We start from the raw sequence: 18,441 nt of genomic DNA on the forward strand, positions 1-18,441 counted from the left end.
TATTCTTGTAGCTTCAAATTTATTTGATTAATCATTGAATGAAATAAGGCCTGTATCTAGCTTTCCGGCATAGATACAGGCCTTATTTGCATTAAGTGTTACAAAATGGTAGAGGAAGTGGCTCCATCGGTATCAATATCTAAGACGATAGCTTGAGCTCTAATCCCGTATTGGTTTATCTTAGTGATCATACTATGGCAAACTTCTTCTTGTAAGCCTTCGGGAATCAGGGATAGCAGCGTGGGTCCGGAACCACTAAGAGCAGATCCATAGGCACCTGCTTGAAGAGCGGCCTCTAAAGTTTCGAGAAGACCGGGAATTAATGCAGCTCGTTGATTCTGGTGAAGTGCATCACGCATACCTTCTTTTAAGAGGGCATAGTCTTCGCGAATAAAGGCTTCTATTAGCAATCCAACATGAGAAATATTAAAAACTGCATCTGAGCGGGGAACTTGTGGAGGTAAGATACCCCTGGCTTTTTCTGTGTTGAGGACAGTGTCTGGAATAATGACAACCGCCTTTAAATTCGGCAACAGACCTAAGACTCTGGGAAGAATACCACCTTCAATAGGAACAGATAGAGTTACGCCCCCATATAAAGCAGGAGTAACATTGTCCGGGTGCCCTTCTATTGAGTTCGCAACTTGGAGTAACTCATACTTTGAATAGGGTGATCCAGCTAAGGTATTGGCTGCAACAAGGCCGCCAACGATGGCAGCGGAACTGCTCCCTAAGCCACGAGCGGGGGGGATGTGATTTTCAAATGTCAAAGCAACGGAGGGAGTGGGGAAGTGAATAAGTTCCCAGAAATGGCACATAGTCTTCCAGATAAGGTTGTTTTCATTGGCTGGAATCCCGTTGCAATAAGATCCGGTCAGAGAGATTTGGAACGGTCGATCTGTCTCAATGGTTATTGAGTTGTAGAGTTGCAGCGCCAGCCCCAAACAGTCGAATCCAGGTCCTAAATTAGCGGAGGTGGCTGGTATCTTAACGCGGATCATGGCTTTTCGCCCTGTCCGCTTTCAAAGCGAATCACATTTTGAATTGTAAGCACCTTGCTATACGCTTTGACAGAATCTAAGGCTTCTTGAAGTGACCCCTCACGACAGGGATGAGTCACAAGGACAATCTCAGCTTGATGATGACCACGCGGTTTTTGGATAATGGAGGCAAAGCTAATATTGGCTTCGGCGAAAAGTAAGGCCAGAGTGGCAAGTACACGAGGTTCATCCTTTACTAGTAAGCGAATATAGAAGGCAGTATAGAAATCTGAGACTGCCTTAAGGGGAAGGTCAAGGTAACAAGTGCAATTACTAGGGGAGGTAGACTTCGCTTGAATACTATTGACAATCCGCATGACATCAGAGACAATCGCACTTCCCGTGGGAAGAGAACCAGCGCCTCGACCGTAATACATTGTTTCTCCAACCGCATCACCAATGACAAAAATGGCGTTAAATACACCGTTTACAGAAGCGAGAGGGTGGGTTAAAGGAAGGATAGCCGGATGAACGCGAACTTCGATCCCTTCCTCTTGTTGTTTAGCAATTGCTAGTAATTTTATAGTACAGCCTAGCTCGGCAGCATAGGCTAGATCTTCACGTGTAATTCTGGAGATCCCTTCTACAAAAACATCGTTGAGGGCTACGCGTGAATTAAAAGCAATCGAAGAAAGAATGGCGAGTTTACGTGCAGCATCTAAGCCGTCGACATCGGATGAAGGGTCAGATTCCGCGTATCCTAACTGTTGAGCTTCTGCAAGCACTTCTGCATAATCGCGGCCTTGTTCAGCCATGGCAGTGAGTATATAGTTGGTCGTCCCATTGATAATCCCCAGTATTGCAGTAATCTTATTAGCGACTAGAGATTCTTTTAGGGTTGCAATAATGGGGATTCCACCACCGACACTGGCTTCAAAGTGAAGTTCCTTGCTGGCTTTATCTGCGGCATCAAGAAGTTCATGACCATGAAGGGCTAATAAATCTTTATTAGCGGTTACAACATGTTTGCCATGTGCTAAGGCTTCTAAAATAAATGTGCGAGCTGGTTCGATCCCGCCCATGACTTCTACAATTATATCGATATCCGGATCTTGAAGAATTCTCTCAGGTTGATCAGTGAGGAAAAAGTCTCCACTAACTTCACGTTCTTTGTGCAGATCGCGGTCCAGAATGCCTTTGATGTTAATTTCGCAATGTGTTCGGGTCTGAATTGCTCCGGCATTTTGTTGTAATATCTTCACTACTCCAGTACCGACTGTACCCAAGCCTAAAATTCCTATTTGAATTGGCAATGGAAGACAACTCCCCTCTTAACGTACAAATGTGTTTACATAGTGGACATTATACCTCTTTATAGTAGTCTTTGACAAGAGAATCTTTGCGAAATCCATTGCATTCCGAGTAAAAAGGGTTGACACTGAGGAATGGATTCTGTATCATATAACAAAGTTCACACAATTAATGTAATATAACAGATAAGGAAGTGTACCTAGGGTTCCGAGGTATGATCCCGCCCCAGAAAGGGCTAGAGGTCCGTAGACCGGGGATAAACCTGTCTGGTCCAAGCGGTACAGAATCCATAATGGATTTACACCGTGGGTGGAAAAAACCCAAGCGGAAAGTTCCACAGACTAGAGGGGACTGAGCTTGGGTTTTTAATTGTCTGAATTTAACACGGAAAGGGGTAGATCGAATGGGACTAGTAATATACTGTAATGGTGCATATGTGCCGGAGGAAGAGGCAAAAATATCGGTATTTGACCATGGCTTTTTATATGGAGACGGGATATTTGAAGGGATTCGCGCGTATCACGGCCGAGTGTTTAAATTAGAAGAACATTTGAAACGCCTCTATGAATCCGCAAAGTCGATTCAATTGACAATAGGAATAACTAAAGACCAGATGCAGGAGATTGTACTAGAGACGCTGCGCAGAAATGGTTTAAACGATGCCTACATTCGCCTGGTCGTTTCACGTGGCAAGGGAGACCTTGGGCTTGATCCAAGGAATTGTCCACAAGCTGCTATCTTCTGCATAGCGGATCAAATAAAGATTTTCGAGCCAAGCATGTACGAAAAAGGCTTGATAGTAAATACGGTGCCAATTCGTCGAAATAATCCAGATTCATTAAGCCCACGGATTAAATCCCTTAATTATCTTAATAACATTCTTGCCAAAATCGAGGCTAATCAAGCAGGTGCCGTAGAAGGGATTATGCTTACTCAAGATGGATATGTCGCTGAAGGTACGTCAGATAATATCTTTATCTATCGAGACGGAGTCTTAATAACTCCACCTCTTTCAGTCGGAATCCTAGAGGGAATTACTCGGAACTCTGTGTTACGGCTCGCTGATGAATTGGGAATTAAGGCAGAGGAAGAGTTATTTACACGACACGACTTGTATACGGCGGATGAGTGTTTTCTCACGGGTACAGCTGCCGAATTGATTCCGGTAATCAAAGTAGATGGACGTGAAATCGGGGATGGGGTTCCTGGAGAAGTCTTTAAAAAGCTTCTCGTTGAATTTAGGGCACTTACCTATGTCAATGGTCCGGAAATTAACAAAGCATAGGAACTAGAGTCTGATAAGTTGGGAGGGGAATGAGTATGGGTGAAGAAACGACGGGATTAAAAGGGGCAACTGTCCTATTAAATGCCTTGCAACAGGAAGGTGTTGACGTCATTTTTGGTTATCCAGGTGGGGTGGTACTTCCATTATACGATGCCCTTGTGGATAGCCCCATTCGACATGTACTAGCGCGTCATGAACAAGGGGTAGTCTATGCTGCAGATGGGTATGCCCGAGTCAGTGGCAAAGTAGGGGTTTGTCTAGCTACGTCTGGCCCTGGAGCAACGAATTTGGTGACCGGTATTGCTAATGCTTATTCAGACTCAATCCCGTTAGTTGTATTGACAGGGCAGGTACCGACGACTTTGCTTGGTTCAGACTCCTTTCAAGAGGCAGATATCATTGGGATCACAATGCCCATTACAAAACACTCATATTTAGTTAAGGATGCTAGGGAGCTGCCGAGGATTGTCAAAGAAGCTTTTTATCTTGCCAGTACAGGCAGGCCCGGCCCGGTACTTATCGACATTCCGAAAGATGTTTTAGCGCAGGAAAATGTCGAACCCTTTGTAGCGGAAATGAAATTAAAGGGGTACAAAGTGTTTGGGCGGGGAAACAATGGTAAGATTGAAGAAGTAGCAAAGGCACTTTCAGAATCACGTAAGCCTGTACTCTATGCGGGTGGCGGTGTGGTAACGGCCAATGCCGAAGGAATCTTAAGACATCTATCTGACAAAACGAATTTACCAGTTGTCACGACCTTGATGGGGTTAGGCAGCCTTCCTGCCGGACACCCGAATCTCTTAGGTATGGTTGGAATGCACGGAACAGTGACAGCAAACTACGCGGTAGACGACTGTGATTTACTGATTGCGGTAGGCGTTCGTTTCGACGATCGTGTGACAAGTGGCATGGGGCATCGTTTTGCAACCAAAGCAAAGGTCATTCACATCGACATCGACCCTGTGGAAATCAGTAAAGTGGTAAAAACGCATATCCGAATCGTTGGAGATGCACGCGAAATATTGGAAGAAGTGTTGGACAGTTTACCAGGGTTTACTGTTCCTCAATTGTCAGACTGGTGGAGTCAACTGCGTGCTTGGCAAAATGAGCATACTTTGGGTTACGACATGGACAGACTCACGCCACAGATGGTGATCAAATGTCTCGGAGAACTTGCCGGCGGGGAAGCGATCATTACTACTGATGTCGGACAGCATCAAATGTGGGCTGCACAATATTATCCAACCGCACACCCGCGTAATTATGCAACTAGTTGCGGGCTTGGCGCCATGGGTTACGGACTTCCTGCTGCAGTGGGGGCACAAATAGCTCGTACAGATGACAAAGTCTTTCTGATAACGGGTGATGGTTCACTTCAGATGTCAATCCAGGAGTTAGGGACCATTGCCCAGAATAAACTTCCGATAAAAATTATTCTTTTGAATAATGGTGTTCTTGGCATGGTTCGTCAATGGCAGAAAATGTTCTATAGTGAGCGGTATAGCCAAATACTTCTTCAAGGGAATCCGGATTTTGTTAAAGTGGCGGAAGCTTATGGAATTCGCGGAATCCATGTTGATTCCACTGAACAGGTTCGAAGTGCGATTACGGAAGCCATCAATCACCCTGGACCAGTGTTGTTAGATTTTGCGATCTCGCCGGAAGAAGCCGTTTTGCCCTTAGTGCCACCAGGTAACGTTATTACGGAAATGATTGTGAGGTGATAACCTATGTTGCATACTCTGGCAGTTCTTGTGGAGAATCACCCTGGTGTCTTAATCCGGGTGGCTGGATTATTTACTCGTAGAGGGTATAATATTGATAGTCTTACCGTTTGCCAAACTGAAGATCCGGAACTTTCGCGGATGACGATTGTCGTTGCTGGGGATGATCAAGTCATTGAACAAGTAAGAAATCAACTCAGTAAATTGGTGGTTGTTCACTCGGTCACGGATTTGACCGAGGAAAGTGTTGTCGATCGAGAATTGGCGTTAGTGCGAATTCAAGTGAGTTCAGAGACACGCTCAGAGGTTTTCCAAACGGTGGATGTCTTCCGGGGACGGGTTGTGGATATGGGTAGAAACGATATCACAGTTGAGTTAACGGGGACAATTAAAAAGCTTGATGCTTTTGTTCATGCAATTCAACCCTATGGCTTATTAGAATTGGTACGAACAGGAAAAATCGCCATTTTGCGCTCTGAAACTTGAGAATCAAAGTGGTATAATACTATAAGGCTTGTTATTCAAAGGCTTATTATTGAGAGGAAGTAATAAAAATGGCAAAAATGTATTATGAAGTAGACGCAAATCTGGAGTTATTAAAAGGAAAAGTTATCGCGGTAATGGGATATGGAAGTCAAGGGCATGCACAGGCGCAAAATTTAAAGGATTCAGGGCTTAACGTTGTAATCGGACTTCGTCCAGGGAGCGCTCGTACTGAGCGTGCAAAAGCAGCTGGCTTTGAGGTTATGACCGTTGAAGAGGCAGCTAAGCGTGCCGATGTCATTCAAATCTTGCTCCCAGATGAAAGCCAAAGTAAGGTTTATAATGAGGAAATCAAACAGCATCTGACAAGCGGAAAGGCTCTAGTGTTTTCTCATGGTTTTAACATTCACTTTGGGCAAATCGTGCCTCCAAGCGATGTCGATGTCTTCATGGTTGCACCGAAAAGTCCTGGTCACTTGGTACGTCGTACTTATACTGAAGGTGCAGGAGTGCCGGCCTTGATCGCAGTCCATCAAGATGCTACGGGAAAAGCCAAAGAATTAGCACTCGCTTATGCCAAGGGAATCGGATCAACGAAGGCTGGAGTTCTGGAAACAACCTTTGGTGAAGAGACTGAAACAGATTTGTTTGGAGAACAAGCCGTCCTTTGCGGAGGAGCTTCAGAACTCGTCAAAGCGGGATTTGACACGTTAGTAGAAGCCGGCTATCAACCTGAAATTGCCTATTTCGAATGCTTACATGAACTCAAGCTCATCGTTGATTTGATGTATGAAGGCGGCATGAGTTGGATGCGCTATTCTGTTTCCGATACTGCACAGTATGGAGATATGACCATAGGTAAACGGATTATCAACCAAGAAACCCGCAAAGAAATGAAAAAGGTTCTCGAAGAAATTCAAGACGGAAGATTTGCTAAAGCATGGTTACTGGAAAACCAAGCGAATCGTCCAGCCTTTAACGCAATGACCCGTAACGAAGAAAAACACCCTATCGAAAAGGTCGGCGAACAACTAAGAGGAATGATGAGCTGGCTGAAAAAGCACGAATAGAATGTAATTGTGTCAGAAGAAAATGCGAGCTAAAGGGAGAGAATAATCGTTATGTCTATGACCATTACGGAAAAGATTCTGGCACAACATGCTGGACTAGATGAAGTCGTTCCTGGGCAACTGATCACTGCGAAGCTGGATCTTGTCTTAGCCAATGATGTGACAGGTCCAGTGGCAATTCAAGAATTTGCAAAGTTTGGAACTGAAAATGTGTTCGATCCCAAAAAGGTCGCCTTGGTTCCTGACCATTTTGCACCAAATAAAGATATTTTATCGGCAGAGCAATGTAAAGTAATGCGAGATTTTGCTCGGAAACAACAGATCGAACATTATTTTGAAGTAGGTCGTATGGGAATTGAACATTGCCTGCTGCCCGAACAGGGACTAACCTTGCCGGGTGATCTCATTATCGGTGCAGACTCTCACACATGCACGTACGGGGCAGTGGGTGCATTTGCAACCGGAGTGGGAAGTACGGATTTGGCAGCAGGTCTGGCAACTGGTGAAGCTTGGTTTCGCGTTCCAGAATCGATGAAATTTATCTTCCAAGGGACCAATTTCCAAAAATGGGTCGGCGGGAAAGATCTCATCCTTTATCTCATCGGGAAACTAGGGGTTGATGGAGCACGATATCGAGCGATGGAGTTCACCGGAGATGGAATAGCAGCCTTATCTATGGATAATCGGTTTACAATGTGCAATATGGCGATTGAAGCCGGTGCTAAAAACGGGATCATCGCTCCTGACGATAAGACGTTTGCTTATCTTGAAGGACGGGCACGTCGCTCATATCCCTTGTATTATAGCGATGCGGATGCTAAATATCTGGAAGTCCAAGAGATCAATGTGGCAGATATCCCTTTACAAGTGTCTTTTCCTCATTCGCCAGAAAATGCTAAGTCCGTTCAAGAAGCCGGTGGGATCAAAATTGACCAGGTTGTGATCGGGTCCTGCACAAATGGCCGTTTGGAAGATCTGCGAATCGCCGCTGACGTTTTGCGTGGTAAAAAGGTACACCCTGAAATTCGTCTTTTGGTATTCCCGGGAACCCAAACCATTCTACGGGAAGCAATGCGCGAAGGAATTATCGACACGTTGATCGAAGCCGGAGCAGCAGTAAGTACGCCAACCTGTGGACCATGTCTGGGTGGACATATGGGTATCTTGGCCAAAGGAGAGCGGGCCGTTTCTACCACAAATCGTAACTTTGTGGGACGAATGGGGCATGTAGAGAGCGAAATCTACTTAGCCAATCCGGCTGTTGCAGCGGCATCCGCGATTAAAGGTCAAATTACTCATCCAGAGGAGGTGTCTTAAGTGGGGAAAGCGTGGAAGTTTGGGCATGACATTGATACGGATGTCATATTGCCAGCACGTTATTTAAATAAATCGACGCCGGAACATCTTGCTGCACATTGCATGGAAGATGCTGGTACAAACTTTGCTCAGGATGTTCAGCTTGGGGACATTATGGTCGGAGGAAAGAACTTCGGTTGTGGTTCCTCGCGCGAACATGCACCGATTGCCATCAAGGCTTGTGGCATTAAAGTCGTTATTGCAGAGTCCTTTGCACGGATTTTTTATCGCAATGCCTTAAATATCGGGTTGCCGATCATGGAATGCCCTGAAGCGGTCGCTGGAATTTCGCTCGGGGATGAAATCGTGGTTGATCTTGCGACTGGTACCATTGAAAATCAGACGACTAATACGAAATTTCAGGCTCGCACATTCCCTCCCTTTATGCAGGATTTGATTCGTGCGGGTGGACTGATTCCTTACGTTGAAGGGAGAAAAAAGAATGCCTAATGTATTGGTTCTTCCAGGAGACGGAATAGGAAAAGAAATTACACCAGAAGCGGTTAAAGTTTTACAAGCGGTGTTAAAAGGTCGAGCGACCAGCCTGAATTTCGAGTACGGTTTAATTGGCGGAGCCGCTATTGACGAAGCTGGTAAGGCATTACCGGACGAAACCTTGGCTGCGGCCAAGGCGGCTGATGCAATTCTGATGGGTTCTGTAGGAGGCCCCAAGTGGGATACACTTCCTGCACCAGAACGCCCAGAATTGGGAGGACTTCTCGCGATCAGAAAAGCGCTTAGCCTTTACGCAAATATTCGCCCCGTTAAAATGCTCCCTATGTTGGTGGAATCCTCTACGCTCCGTTCTGAAGTAGTGGAGAACGTCGATCTCGTCGTTTTACGTGAATTGACCGGGGGCCTCTATTTTGGCGAAAAAGGTAGAGGGACAAACCCCAAGAGTGCATTTGACACCTTGATTTATTCGGAAGAAGAAATCGCTCGCATTGTAGAAATGGGCTTTCAAATGGCTTCCAAACGGCGTGGGAAACTTTGTTCTGTGGACAAAGCCAATGTTCTAGAATCGTCCCGTTTTTGGCGCGAAATCACCGTGGAAATTGCCAAAAAATATCCCGAAGTGGAATTAACGCATATGTACGTGGATAATGCCGCCATGCAACTAGTTCGCTGGCCTTCACAATTTGATGTGATTGTCACGGAGAACATGTTTGGAGATATTCTCACAGACCTAGCATCTATGTTAATGGGCTCCATTGGCATGATTTCGTCGGCAAGCTTAAATGGGTCTAAAGGACTCTATGAGCCAGCTCATGGCTCAGCACCAGATATCGCCGGTAAGAATCTTGCTAATCCATTAGCTACGATTCTCTCCGGAGCTTTGATGCTTCGCTATTCGTTTGGATTAGAAGATGAGGCTCAAATGATCGAGCGAGCCGTGGAGAGCGTGTTACAAGAGGGATACCGAACACCTGACTTAGCAAAACCGGGTGATAAAGTACTAGGAACTCTCGAAATGGGAAATGCTGTTGTTGAAGCTCTAAAATAGGGAAAAACTCAAAAATTAAATTAATCCTTGAAATATTAAGGCGTCTGAGTTAGAGTATCATTAACAGTATAATGAATAATGCAGAGGATCGACCCAGTATGATAGAGGGTGCTGTTTAGAGAGAAAAACTATGGCTGAGAGTTTTTCCACACGCGATATCAGAAACCCAGTCGTGATGCGCTGATGATGAATCGGACGGTTTCCACCGTTATTGGGAATGTTGTTGGAGTAATCCATAACATAAAGTTGGCAAAGGCAATAAAGGTGGTACCGCGGAAGGCTTCTTTCGTCCCTTAATAAGGGATGAGAGGGGCCTTTTTTTAGAGGAGTAGGAGGAAGTTTCTTAGCACGTTCGCACACGTACCATTGCTATTCGCTTGACGATACCCGTTTGCGCTCATTGACGCAATTCCACTAAAGTGCTCACTAAGCTAAGAGATTTTCTTTTGGTTTGGGTCAACGGGGTTTGGAACGAGTGAGGTTGTTTGGGTGTTGACGCAAAAGCGCTCCGGACGGGGAAGAAATTCGGGAAGCGACGGGACGGTTCTCTTGCTTCCTTTATCGGGGGAATAAAAACACCGAGATAAGAGACTGCAACAGTTAATAGCCTTCTATAGAATGCTTATATTTTAGATTTTATAGGGTCTGTTATATCCAATCATCCTATAGGTTAAATTGTAATAAAGGGGTGTAGTGTATGAACCAAGGCATTGGTTTTATCGGTGGCGGAAATATGGCGGAGGCCATCATTGGTGGACTTAGGAAAACGGATAAGGATCTCCAGATTCTTGTCACAAATCGTTCGAACCATGAACGGCTTCAACACTTGGTTGATAAGTATGATATTAAGGCTACTCAGCTTCAGGAAATTGTGGATAGTTCTCGTGTTCTGGTCATTGCTGTCAAACCGAAAGATGTACGTGAAGTGCTTAAACATCTGAAGAATTATAATTTAGAGGATAAATTGATCATAAGTGTAGCAGCTGGGATTACGTTAAAGCTGTTTTATAAGTACCTTCCGGGTGTTGCTGTGATTCGGGTTATGCCGAATACTTCGACGGCAGTGCTGCATTCTATGACTGGATTGGTGCGTGGAGAAAATGTCACGCAAGAGCAGGTCGAGAGTGCGGAACGGATTTTCTCGGCGATTGGACGGATTCTGTGGATTCCGGAAGAAAAAATGAATGCGTTGATCGCCTTAAGTGGAAGCGGACCGGCTTATTTTTATCTTTTTACCGAAAGCCTTATTCAAGCAGGGGTTCAATTAGGGCTCAGTGAAGAAGAAGCCGAGATGTTAGCGCGCGAAACCCTAGTTGGGGCAGGTAAAATGTTAGCTGAAAGTGAGAAATCTCCCGGTAAATTGCGCGAAGCAGTAACTTCTCCCAATGGGACCACTTACGCAGCGTTAAGTGTCTTTAAAGACGATGAATTGTCCCAAACCGTGATGAAGGCTGCTCAAGCCTGTGCGCGGCGTGCAGAAGATATGGAAGGAGAGTATTCTGAGTGACAGCACTTGAGGTAAAGAGAGTCGTTATAAAAATAGGAAGTAGCAGTTTGAATCATCCGGAGGGGGGGTTGGACGATCAAGCCATCGCTGAAATAGTGGCTGTCATCGCCGCTCTGAAACAGAAGGGTGTGGAGTGCATTATAGTAACCTCTGGCGCAGTAGCAGCTGGCTTGGGACAACTCAAGTTGCAAGTGCGTCCACGTGATTTAGCCAGTAAACAGGCGGTTGCAGCAGTTGGACAGGGAGTACTCATTGAAAGGTACGCTCAGAATCTTGAACGCCATGGCTTAGTAGGAGCTCAAATTCTATTGTCCCGGATTGATTTAGCGGAAGCTTCTCGCTATCATAATGCTCAAAATACACTCGAAAAATTGCTGCGTTTACAAGTAGTTCCGATCATTAACGAGAACGATACGGTGGCAGTCGAAGAACTCTGTTTTGGAGACAATGATAGCCTTTCTGCCTTGGTAGCAGGGCTAGCCCACGCAGATTTATTGATCATTCTCACGGATGTGGATGGCTTATATACGGCTAATCCTAAAAAAGATCCGTCAGCGCACCTTATAGAAGAAGTAGCTGAAGTATCGGCAGTCGAGACTATGGCGAGTGGCGCAGGAACGACCATGGGTACCGGAGGAATGGTTACGAAACTGAGAGCGGCCAAGATTGCTACTCGCTTTGGCATTGGTACCTTGCTGCTGAACTTTTCACGGATCCGAGAACTCTCCGACCTCACCGAAGAGCGAGGACCAAAAGGAACCTATTTTCTACCTGCAAAACATCGTCTAGCTGGAAGAAAACGTTGGATCGCCTATGCGGGTTTATCTGAAGGAAGTATCCAAGTTGATGAGGGTGCAGCAAAGGCCTTGGTGGAAGAAGGTAAAAGTTTATTGGCCAAAGGAATCATTGCGACAGAGGGGACATGGGAGCGAAAAGAAATTGTTCGAATCACTAATCTGTTGGGGGAGGAAATTGCCAGAGGGGTTGTGGAACTGAGCAGAGAGGAAGTGCAGCAGGTTAAGGGGTTGCATTCTGAGAAAATGCTACAACTCGTAACAGATTTTGATGGCGAAGAAGTGGTTCACCGTGATAACATGACTCTCATGGTGGATGCTTGATGAACATCAAGGCATGAAAGGGACCCGTTTTAGAATTCTAAGTGTGTTAAAGAATAAGAATTTAGATTTGAGTATGTAAATGAAGGACCGGGAGGGCTTTATGATGTTTCATCAAGAATTGATTGAGATTGGAAAAAAGGCTAAACAAGCGGCTCGCCAGTTGGCTTTTGCCAGCACCGAGTCAAAAAACAAAGCCTTGCTAGCCATGGCTGAGGCTCTGTTAGACTCTGAACAAGAAATCGTTCAGGCTAACAATTTAGATGTTCGAGCGGCAGAGGAAAAAGGAATCAAGAAAAGCCTCGTAAATCGCCTAAGGCTGACTTCGGAGAGCATTTCGCAAATAAGCCAATCACTTAGGGAAGTCGTCGTCTTACGAGATCCTGTAGGAGAGGGAGAAGTATGGACGCGTCCCAATGGCCTTCGTATTCAACAGACACGAGTTCCTCTAGGCGTTGTTGCGATGATCTATGAAGCAAGGCCAAACGTAACGGTCGATGCGGCAGCTTTATGCATAAAGTCAGGGAATGTTGTGATCCTCAGAGGTGGATCAGAAGCCTTAGAAAGTAATAAAGTTCTGGCAAGGGTGATTGCGAAGGCTGCTGAAGAGAGCGGCTTGCCTCAAGGATGCATCCAACTAATCACGGAGACTAATCGAGAATGGGTTCAACAGTTGATGCGCATGAATGATTATGTGGATGTCATTATCCCACGAGGAGGCGCCGGGCTGATCCAAACGGTTGTAAAAAATGCTACGGTACCCGTTATTGAGACGGGGACAGGCATGTGCCATGCGTTTGTCGATCGGGAGGCAGAGTATGAAAAGGCAATTTCCATTGTAATTAATGCGAAAACACAAAATCCCGGTGTCTGTAACGCCTTGGAAACTCTTCTGGTGGATGAAGTGATTGCCCAAGATTTTCTGCCACGCATAGGGGAAGAACTAAAGAAATACCATGTTGAACTTAAAGGATGTCCAAAAACGTGTGAAATCTTGCCTTTTGCCCTACCAGCAACGGAAGAAGATTGGGTAGCCGAACATCTTGACCTTGTTTTAAGTGTTAAAGTGGTGCCTCACCTTGATGCGGCTCTCGACCACATTTACCAATATAGCACTAAGCATTCTGAAACCATCATCACTGAAAATTACTCGAGGGCTCAACGATTTTTGAGAGAAATCGATGCTGCTGTAGTTTATGTAAATGCCTCAACACGTTTCACGGATGGCGGGCGTTTCGGCTTTGGAGCTGAAATCGGCATTAGTACCCAAAAGCTACATGCCCGCGGGCCGATGGGGTTAAAAGAATTAACAACAGTAAAGTATATGGTTTACGGTGATGGACAAATCGTAAAATAGTATACTATCATGTAGAAAAGGCTGGAAATAGTATCCAGCCCTTTTTGTATAGTTACATTAACCTATTTATTTAAGTGAAAGGGCATCTTTTAGAGTCTTACGATTTAAATAGATTTGGACCTCGCGGACGGTAGAAAATTGAAGAGCTGTCTCATTAAGCTGGTTTTCGACCCTAGGATTATCCATGACTCCGCCTAAAGAAAATGAACCAGAGAGATAAATCTCCGCTTTTCCATTAGTAATTGTAGCCTTATCTAACGTTAATTTGGAACGATATAAAGCGTTATATAATCCAGATTGTCCATAGTATGGCTCTTTCAGAGCTAATAGCTCATCAAAGGCACCCTTCAAAGGTGTATTGGAAGTAGAGATAGTTCTTTCAACCGGTACAAGGCTATCTCCGGTGCCAATGTCCTTACCGCTTTTTACGTTATCGTTTAAAGCAATGAGATAAATTTTAACTTGGGATTCGTTTGCGGACAGTGTTGAGGGTACCTGCACAGGGGGAGTCGTTTGCTCCGTTTGAGTCTGGGGAGGCTTCTGGTCAGTTGGAGCTTGTAGAGGTGTTTTAGTACAGCCGATTGTCATTACGGTAAGAATAAGAATTAAAAGAAAGACCGTTAATCGTTTCATGTTTTACCATCCACTAGATGCATCTCTTTTCGAGGATTTTATGATAAACGTATATTAAAGTGAACGCTATAAGATACACGATTGGTGACCAGGGTATAATTTTCCATTTAGGATACACTGAAATTCTATAGGGCACTACAATCAAAATCTCAAAAAGTGTCAGTGCAAAAGTCCAAACAGCTACGTATAACGCGACTGCATATTTTGACTTAGGTGCAAATTTTATAAACGTAATTGCAAGGCTTGGAAAAACTAATATGCCTGACCAAAAGCTATACCACCCTTTGAATGGCACACTTACAATGTAGTACATCGAAAATTGCTTACAAAGAAGCATATCACTTGCTAGTGATAGTGCAATAACCATGACTATGACTAAACTATCAACAAAGGTCAGCTTATGTTTTGCGACAGCTACTACTGCCATAACCATAAATACTGCTACCATAATCCAATATGGGATGTAAAACAAAGAATCACCTCTATTTACTAAATCCGAAAGTTAAGGCTATATGAAGTCGTGTTTTTGACCCGGGATGGTTCACTTAATATCCTATGAGAATTATTATTTAGCTTGCCCGGGTTTATAAGATATAACACGGGCATTTGTGATGTACGAGGGAAGGTTAATAAATTAACTAAAGAGTTTGGCTCATGAGCCGGGATTGTTGTTGCTAGATCCCCAATTTTTGCTGAGGACAGTTATTTCGCCGTTTGCGAGGATGCATCTTCACACAAAATAGTTAAAAATTGTTCTACCATTTCGGGATCGAACTGTTTTCCGGAACAGCTTTGTACTTCCTGAACAGCACTTTCTACGCTCATAGCCTCTTTGTAGTGTCTAGCGTGGGTCATAACATCATATGAATCGACAATTGCCAGCAGTCGGGACAACTTTGGAATTTCTTTACCTGCCAGACCCTGCGGATAACCAGTGCCATCATATCGTTCGTGGTGGGACAGGATTTCATCGGCAACGTGAGCTAATTCCGGTGTCGACACTGCGATACGGTATCCTATTTCAGAATGGGTTTTCATAATTTCCCATTCATCCGTGGTTAGTTTAACAGGCTTAAGTAAGATGGCTTCGGGTATTCCGATTTTCCCAATATCATGAAGAAGGCCTAGGAGAGCCACTTCATCAAGTTCGTCCTGTGTTAGGCCCATTCTCATACCTATCTGTACACATAGTTGTGCGATTCTCCTGGTGTGTTCTTCGGTTTCGATATGCTTTTCATGGAGGGATTGCTCAAGAGAACTCAATATTGAACTTTTCGCGCTTCGGCCTTCTAGAAGCTTAGTGCGGTACATCCTTTCTTCAGCCAGCTTAATAACAGCTTTCATATCTGTATGCAGTTCATCTTTCTTAGCGCGTCCCCACGATATACTGATTGGGGTCTGATATCCCGTCATATTACTACACTCTCTCTTTATGTCCCATATCAAGTTATCAACATAGTCGGCATTGTTGTCGTTGATCAGAATAATGAATTCATCTCCACCCCACCGAGCAGGGCTATCATCCGATGAACAGCATTTCCTGAGAATTTCTCCGATCGCACGCAAGAGTCGATCCCCTTCTTGGTGCCCAAACGTGTCATTGATAAGTTTCAAGCCATTAACATCCCCCATGATGATCCAACTTTGACATAATAGACATTTATCAGCTTTTTCCAACCGGGCTTCAACAAAAGTTCGGTTCTTTAGCGTAGTGACCACATCCGTCTGGCTCAAATAAAGGTTTTCGGCCTCATAGTTTTTGCGTTGTGTAATATCCGAGATAGTACCGATTAACCGCTTGGGGTTCTTCAAATTATCATACTCGACGATCTTCCCTCGAACCTGAAGCCACAACCATTCTCCGGACTTCCTCTGTGCCCTGTATTCCACGATTAATTTCTCAACTTTGCCGTTCAAGCAATCATTCAAAGCAGCTAGATATTGGTCTCTATCCTCCAGATGAATTATGTTGAAGACTTGATCATAATCTAGATAACCTTCGCGGTTCTCGAATCCTAAATATCTGAGCCAGTCAGGGTTAACATAGAATTTATGTAGCAATAGGTCTATATCATAATAGCCATCGTTAATCGCTTCCATGATCAATTTAAAGCGTTCTTCATTAAGTTTTATTTCTTCATAATAGCTATCAATCTCTTTCAACATGTTATTTGCACTCGTAGCAAGATTTGAGATTTCATCTTTTCCCGGCAAAGAGATCATTTCAGTCATCTTCTTCTTGTTTCTGAACGATTTCACAAATTCGTCAAGCTTTTCAATTCGCCGGAATACTAAAAACTCTAAGACTAATAAGCTGAGGCTAGTGATAATTAGAAATGTTGCTATAAATATAACACTAGCGTAATTGATGATAGCCAATCCATCGAGATACATGGGTCTTCCGGCATTAAGAACCATAATTATCTTAGAATTATGGTAGACATTATTAACAGGTGCATAACTTTTTATAGAATCTGTTGTCGTCTTGATATACAAGTTAGTGTCATCAAAGGACAATCTTAAATTATCCTGATTCAAAACGTCATAAACTACAGGATCTTGTAGAGTTTTAAATTCGATGTCCTGTTTCAAGACCTCTTTAAGATAATTCAATAATTTTTGATCAATTAACTTGCAAAAGACAATAACTCCATCATTAGGAGAATTTTTGTCGGACGTCGTCACGGGCGATATGGAAATAAGTATGGGCTTTCCAGAAATCATCAATAATCCCGTAATAGGAGTAGGGCTAGACATTAGACTTTTATAGTTTTCTCCCTTTTGTAAACTCTGAAGTAACTCATCTTTAAATGAACTCTCTTTTGCGGCATCGATTCCATAGGTTTTTGCAAACAGTGTATCCCCTTTAAGATCAAAAAAGCCCATGTAATTAAGGTTTAAGGAAGTAAAGGTATTATCTTGAAGGTTAACATCAACATAGTGACTATTAGTGCCGTTTAGAAAGTGGAAAGTATCATCCCAATAACTCCAGTCCTTCACGGAATTTTCTAAGGAAGATTCTTCTCGCTGTATAATTGACATTGCACGGTGAAAGTCTTGATCAACAATTTTAGTTTCTGTTTTTTTTGCATAATTCATAAATAAAGCCCTAAGTAATATTGTGGAAAATAATGCTACAAAGAATATTCCGGAGATTGCAACTATAGAAATTTTATGCCTTATCTTCAAATTGATCACCTCTAAATGTTCATCGAAATTATACTAGAGTCTTGATTTGTTTGATGAATAGGATATTTGCGCGAATTACGTCGAATATTACTATTCTTTCGACATCTTGTTCTAAATACCTCTTTTCTTGATCTTTCCACTATTCTCTGAGCTTACCCCCAAGGTCCTTTACTTTTAGATGAGATTTTAGTGTGCAGGTGAGCGTACTTTCTGGCGTCAATTTCTGAACCTGTTCAGCAAGTAAAAAGGGACGCAGCGAAATTGAATTTCGTTACGTCCCTCTTAAAAAATTGTGTAAGTACCATCTAAACCCACATGGAAATTCCCCTTTGGTACTATACATGCAGATAGCACAATGACAGTTATGGAATTTAAGCTCGCCGCCGAAGTGTTCCTTGACTACAGCCTTTGCCAACAATTTACAACGTAAAGTCTTAAGCATTTTGTAAATCGTATCCCGTGGTTTGTAATCAGAACTTTATATAGTTCTCGAGATCGTTTTTAACACCATGTTGTATCTGGATTTCATTGACTCGCGGTATCCACTTGTTTACTCTTTCTAGAACTTCCGTGTCACTTACCTCATCTACAAGCAGCACCTGGTTTTCGCTTAACTGTACTGCAATCTTATACTGATTATTTCTAGTATCTGAGCTGACCAGAATTCCTTCATATGGCTCTTTAGTGAACGGTGAATTATCGAGAAAAGTCTCTTTGCTCATTAATTTCCCTTTGACCTTGTCCATTAATAAATCAATCTCCTCTGCTTATATATTGAAGATATTTTGCACCGGTGCTGTTTTTTTATGTAACCTACAATTTGAAATAACAATATTAGGGCAGAGACTTTTATTGAGACCAAGGGGCAACACGTAAGGCGAATTTCACGAAAATAAATATAAACCCTGTGGCCATGTGGAAATTCCT

The 18,441-nt window shown here is 43.6% G+C and carries 16 protein-coding genes; 10 read left to right on the forward strand and 6 right to left on the reverse strand.

Going from position 1 to position 18,441, the window contains the following annotated elements:
• Nucleotides 1-98: 98 nt before the first annotated feature.
• Nucleotides 99-1,001, reverse strand: a complete 903-nt coding sequence (thrB, locus tag E4K68_RS13545; protein ID WP_135379469.1) for a homoserine kinase — start codon at nt 999-1,001, stop codon at nt 99-101.
• Nucleotides 998-2,293: a homoserine dehydrogenase gene (locus tag E4K68_RS13550; RefSeq protein ID WP_135379470.1), complete on the reverse strand. Its 1,296-nt coding sequence runs from the start codon at nt 2,291-2,293 to the stop codon at nt 998-1,000. The genes thrB and E4K68_RS13550 overlap by 4 nt, the downstream gene beginning before the upstream one ends.
• 401 nt (nt 2,294-2,694) lie before the next feature.
• On the opposite strand from E4K68_RS13550, the gene ilvE reads away from it, so the two are divergent.
• From ilvE to E4K68_RS13600, 10 genes are all read left to right on the forward strand, one after another.
• The gene (gene ilvE / locus E4K68_RS13555) at nt 2,695-3,576 is read left to right on the forward strand and encodes a branched-chain-amino-acid transaminase (RefSeq protein ID WP_135379471.1); all 882 of its coding nucleotides are present in this window, start codon (nt 2,695-2,697) and stop codon (nt 3,574-3,576) included.
• Nucleotides 3,577-3,611: 35 nt separating this feature from the next.
• On the forward strand, nt 3,612-5,300 hold the full coding sequence (gene ilvB, locus E4K68_RS13560) for a biosynthetic-type acetolactate synthase large subunit (protein WP_135379472.1): 1,689 nt from the start codon (nt 3,612-3,614) through the stop codon (nt 5,298-5,300).
• Between the two features lie 6 nt (nt 5,301-5,306).
• Nucleotides 5,307-5,786 carry an acetolactate synthase small subunit gene (ilvN, locus tag E4K68_RS13565; protein WP_135379473.1) on the forward strand — a complete coding sequence of 160 codons (480 nt, stop codon included), beginning with the start codon at nt 5,307-5,309 and terminating at the stop codon, nt 5,784-5,786.
• 68 nt (nt 5,787-5,854) lie between these two features.
• A complete protein-coding gene (gene ilvC / locus E4K68_RS13570) occupies nt 5,855-6,853 on the forward strand; it encodes a ketol-acid reductoisomerase (protein ID WP_135379474.1) in 999 nt (332 codons plus the stop codon).
• A 51-nt stretch (nt 6,854-6,904) separates the two neighbouring features.
• Complete coding sequence (gene leuC, locus E4K68_RS13575; RefSeq protein ID WP_135379475.1) at nt 6,905-8,170, forward strand: 3-isopropylmalate dehydratase large subunit; 1,266 nt, start codon at nt 6,905-6,907, stop codon at nt 8,168-8,170.
• Nucleotides 8,171-8,659 (forward strand): 3-isopropylmalate dehydratase small subunit, encoded by a 489-nt coding sequence (locus E4K68_RS13580; protein ID WP_135379476.1) that lies wholly within the window; start codon nt 8,171-8,173, stop codon nt 8,657-8,659.
• Nucleotides 8,652-9,713, forward strand: a complete 1,062-nt coding sequence (gene leuB, locus E4K68_RS13585) for a 3-isopropylmalate dehydrogenase (RefSeq protein WP_135379477.1) — start codon at nt 8,652-8,654, stop codon at nt 9,711-9,713. The genes E4K68_RS13580 and leuB overlap by 8 nt, the downstream gene beginning before the upstream one ends.
• 697 nt (nt 9,714-10,410) lie before the next feature.
• A complete protein-coding gene (proC, locus tag E4K68_RS13590; RefSeq protein ID WP_135379478.1) occupies nt 10,411-11,220 on the forward strand; it encodes a pyrroline-5-carboxylate reductase in 810 nt (269 codons plus the stop codon).
• On the forward strand, nt 11,217-12,338 hold the full coding sequence (gene proB, locus E4K68_RS13595) for a glutamate 5-kinase (protein ID WP_135379479.1): 1,122 nt from the start codon (nt 11,217-11,219) through the stop codon (nt 12,336-12,338). The genes proC and proB overlap by 4 nt, the downstream gene beginning before the upstream one ends.
• Nucleotides 12,339-12,438: 100 nt before the next feature.
• Complete coding sequence (locus E4K68_RS13600) at nt 12,439-13,692, forward strand: glutamate-5-semialdehyde dehydrogenase (RefSeq protein WP_135379480.1); 1,254 nt, start codon at nt 12,439-12,441, stop codon at nt 13,690-13,692.
• 66 nt (nt 13,693-13,758) lie between these two features.
• Here E4K68_RS13600 and E4K68_RS13605 read toward each other — a convergent pair whose 3' ends face one another.
• From E4K68_RS13605 to E4K68_RS13615, 4 genes are all read right to left on the reverse strand, one after another.
• Nucleotides 13,759-14,325, reverse strand: a complete 567-nt coding sequence (locus E4K68_RS13605) for a GerMN domain-containing protein (protein ID WP_135379481.1) — start codon at nt 14,323-14,325, stop codon at nt 13,759-13,761.
• Between the two features lie 13 nt (nt 14,326-14,338).
• Nucleotides 14,339-14,773 (reverse strand): hypothetical protein, encoded by a 435-nt coding sequence (locus E4K68_RS20400; protein ID WP_158291420.1) that lies wholly within the window; start codon nt 14,771-14,773, stop codon nt 14,339-14,341.
• A gap of 254 nt (nt 14,774-15,027) precedes the next feature.
• Complete coding sequence (locus tag E4K68_RS13610; RefSeq protein WP_135379482.1) at nt 15,028-17,424, reverse strand: HD domain-containing phosphohydrolase; 2,397 nt, start codon at nt 17,422-17,424, stop codon at nt 15,028-15,030.
• Between the two features lie 560 nt (nt 17,425-17,984).
• A complete protein-coding gene (locus E4K68_RS13615; RefSeq protein WP_135379483.1) occupies nt 17,985-18,260 on the reverse strand; it encodes a hypothetical protein in 276 nt (91 codons plus the stop codon).
• Between the last annotated feature and the right edge of the window lie 181 nt (nt 18,261-18,441).

This window comes from Desulfosporosinus sp. Sb-LF, from assembly GCF_004766055.1.
Classification (GTDB): Bacteria; Bacillota; Desulfitobacteriia; order Desulfitobacteriales; family Desulfitobacteriaceae; genus Desulfosporosinus.

What these genes read in the sequence shown, in the direction of transcription:
- thrB (WP_135379469.1), bottom strand. Translation starts at nt 1,001, where the DNA reads ATGATCCGCGTTAAGATACCAGCCACCTCCGCTAATTTAGGACCTGGA.
- ilvE (WP_135379471.1), top strand. Translation starts at nt 2,695, where the DNA reads ATGGGACTAGTAATATACTGTAATGGTGCATATGTGCCGGAGGAAGAG.
- ilvB (WP_135379472.1), top strand. Translation starts at nt 3,612, where the DNA reads ATGGGTGAAGAAACGACGGGATTAAAAGGGGCAACTGTCCTATTAAAT.
- ilvN (WP_135379473.1), top strand. Translation starts at nt 5,307, where the DNA reads ATGTTGCATACTCTGGCAGTTCTTGTGGAGAATCACCCTGGTGTCTTA.
- ilvC (WP_135379474.1), top strand. Translation starts at nt 5,855, where the DNA reads ATGGCAAAAATGTATTATGAAGTAGACGCAAATCTGGAGTTATTAAAA.
- leuC (WP_135379475.1), top strand. Translation starts at nt 6,905, where the DNA reads ATGTCTATGACCATTACGGAAAAGATTCTGGCACAACATGCTGGACTA.
- leuB (WP_135379477.1), top strand. Translation starts at nt 8,652, where the DNA reads ATGCCTAATGTATTGGTTCTTCCAGGAGACGGAATAGGAAAAGAAATT.
- proC (WP_135379478.1), top strand. Translation starts at nt 10,411, where the DNA reads ATGAACCAAGGCATTGGTTTTATCGGTGGCGGAAATATGGCGGAGGCC.
- E4K68_RS13600 (WP_135379480.1), top strand. Translation starts at nt 12,439, where the DNA reads ATGATGTTTCATCAAGAATTGATTGAGATTGGAAAAAAGGCTAAACAA.
- E4K68_RS13605 (WP_135379481.1), bottom strand. Translation starts at nt 14,325, where the DNA reads ATGAAACGATTAACGGTCTTTCTTTTAATTCTTATTCTTACCGTAATG.
- E4K68_RS20400 (WP_158291420.1), bottom strand. Translation starts at nt 14,773, where the DNA reads ATGGTAGCAGTATTTATGGTTATGGCAGTAGTAGCTGTCGCAAAACAT.
- E4K68_RS13610 (WP_135379482.1), bottom strand. Translation starts at nt 17,424, where the DNA reads ATGAATTATGCAAAAAAAACAGAAACTAAAATTGTTGATCAAGACTTT.
- E4K68_RS13615 (WP_135379483.1), bottom strand. Translation starts at nt 18,260, where the DNA reads ATGGACAAGGTCAAAGGGAAATTAATGAGCAAAGAGACTTTTCTCGAT.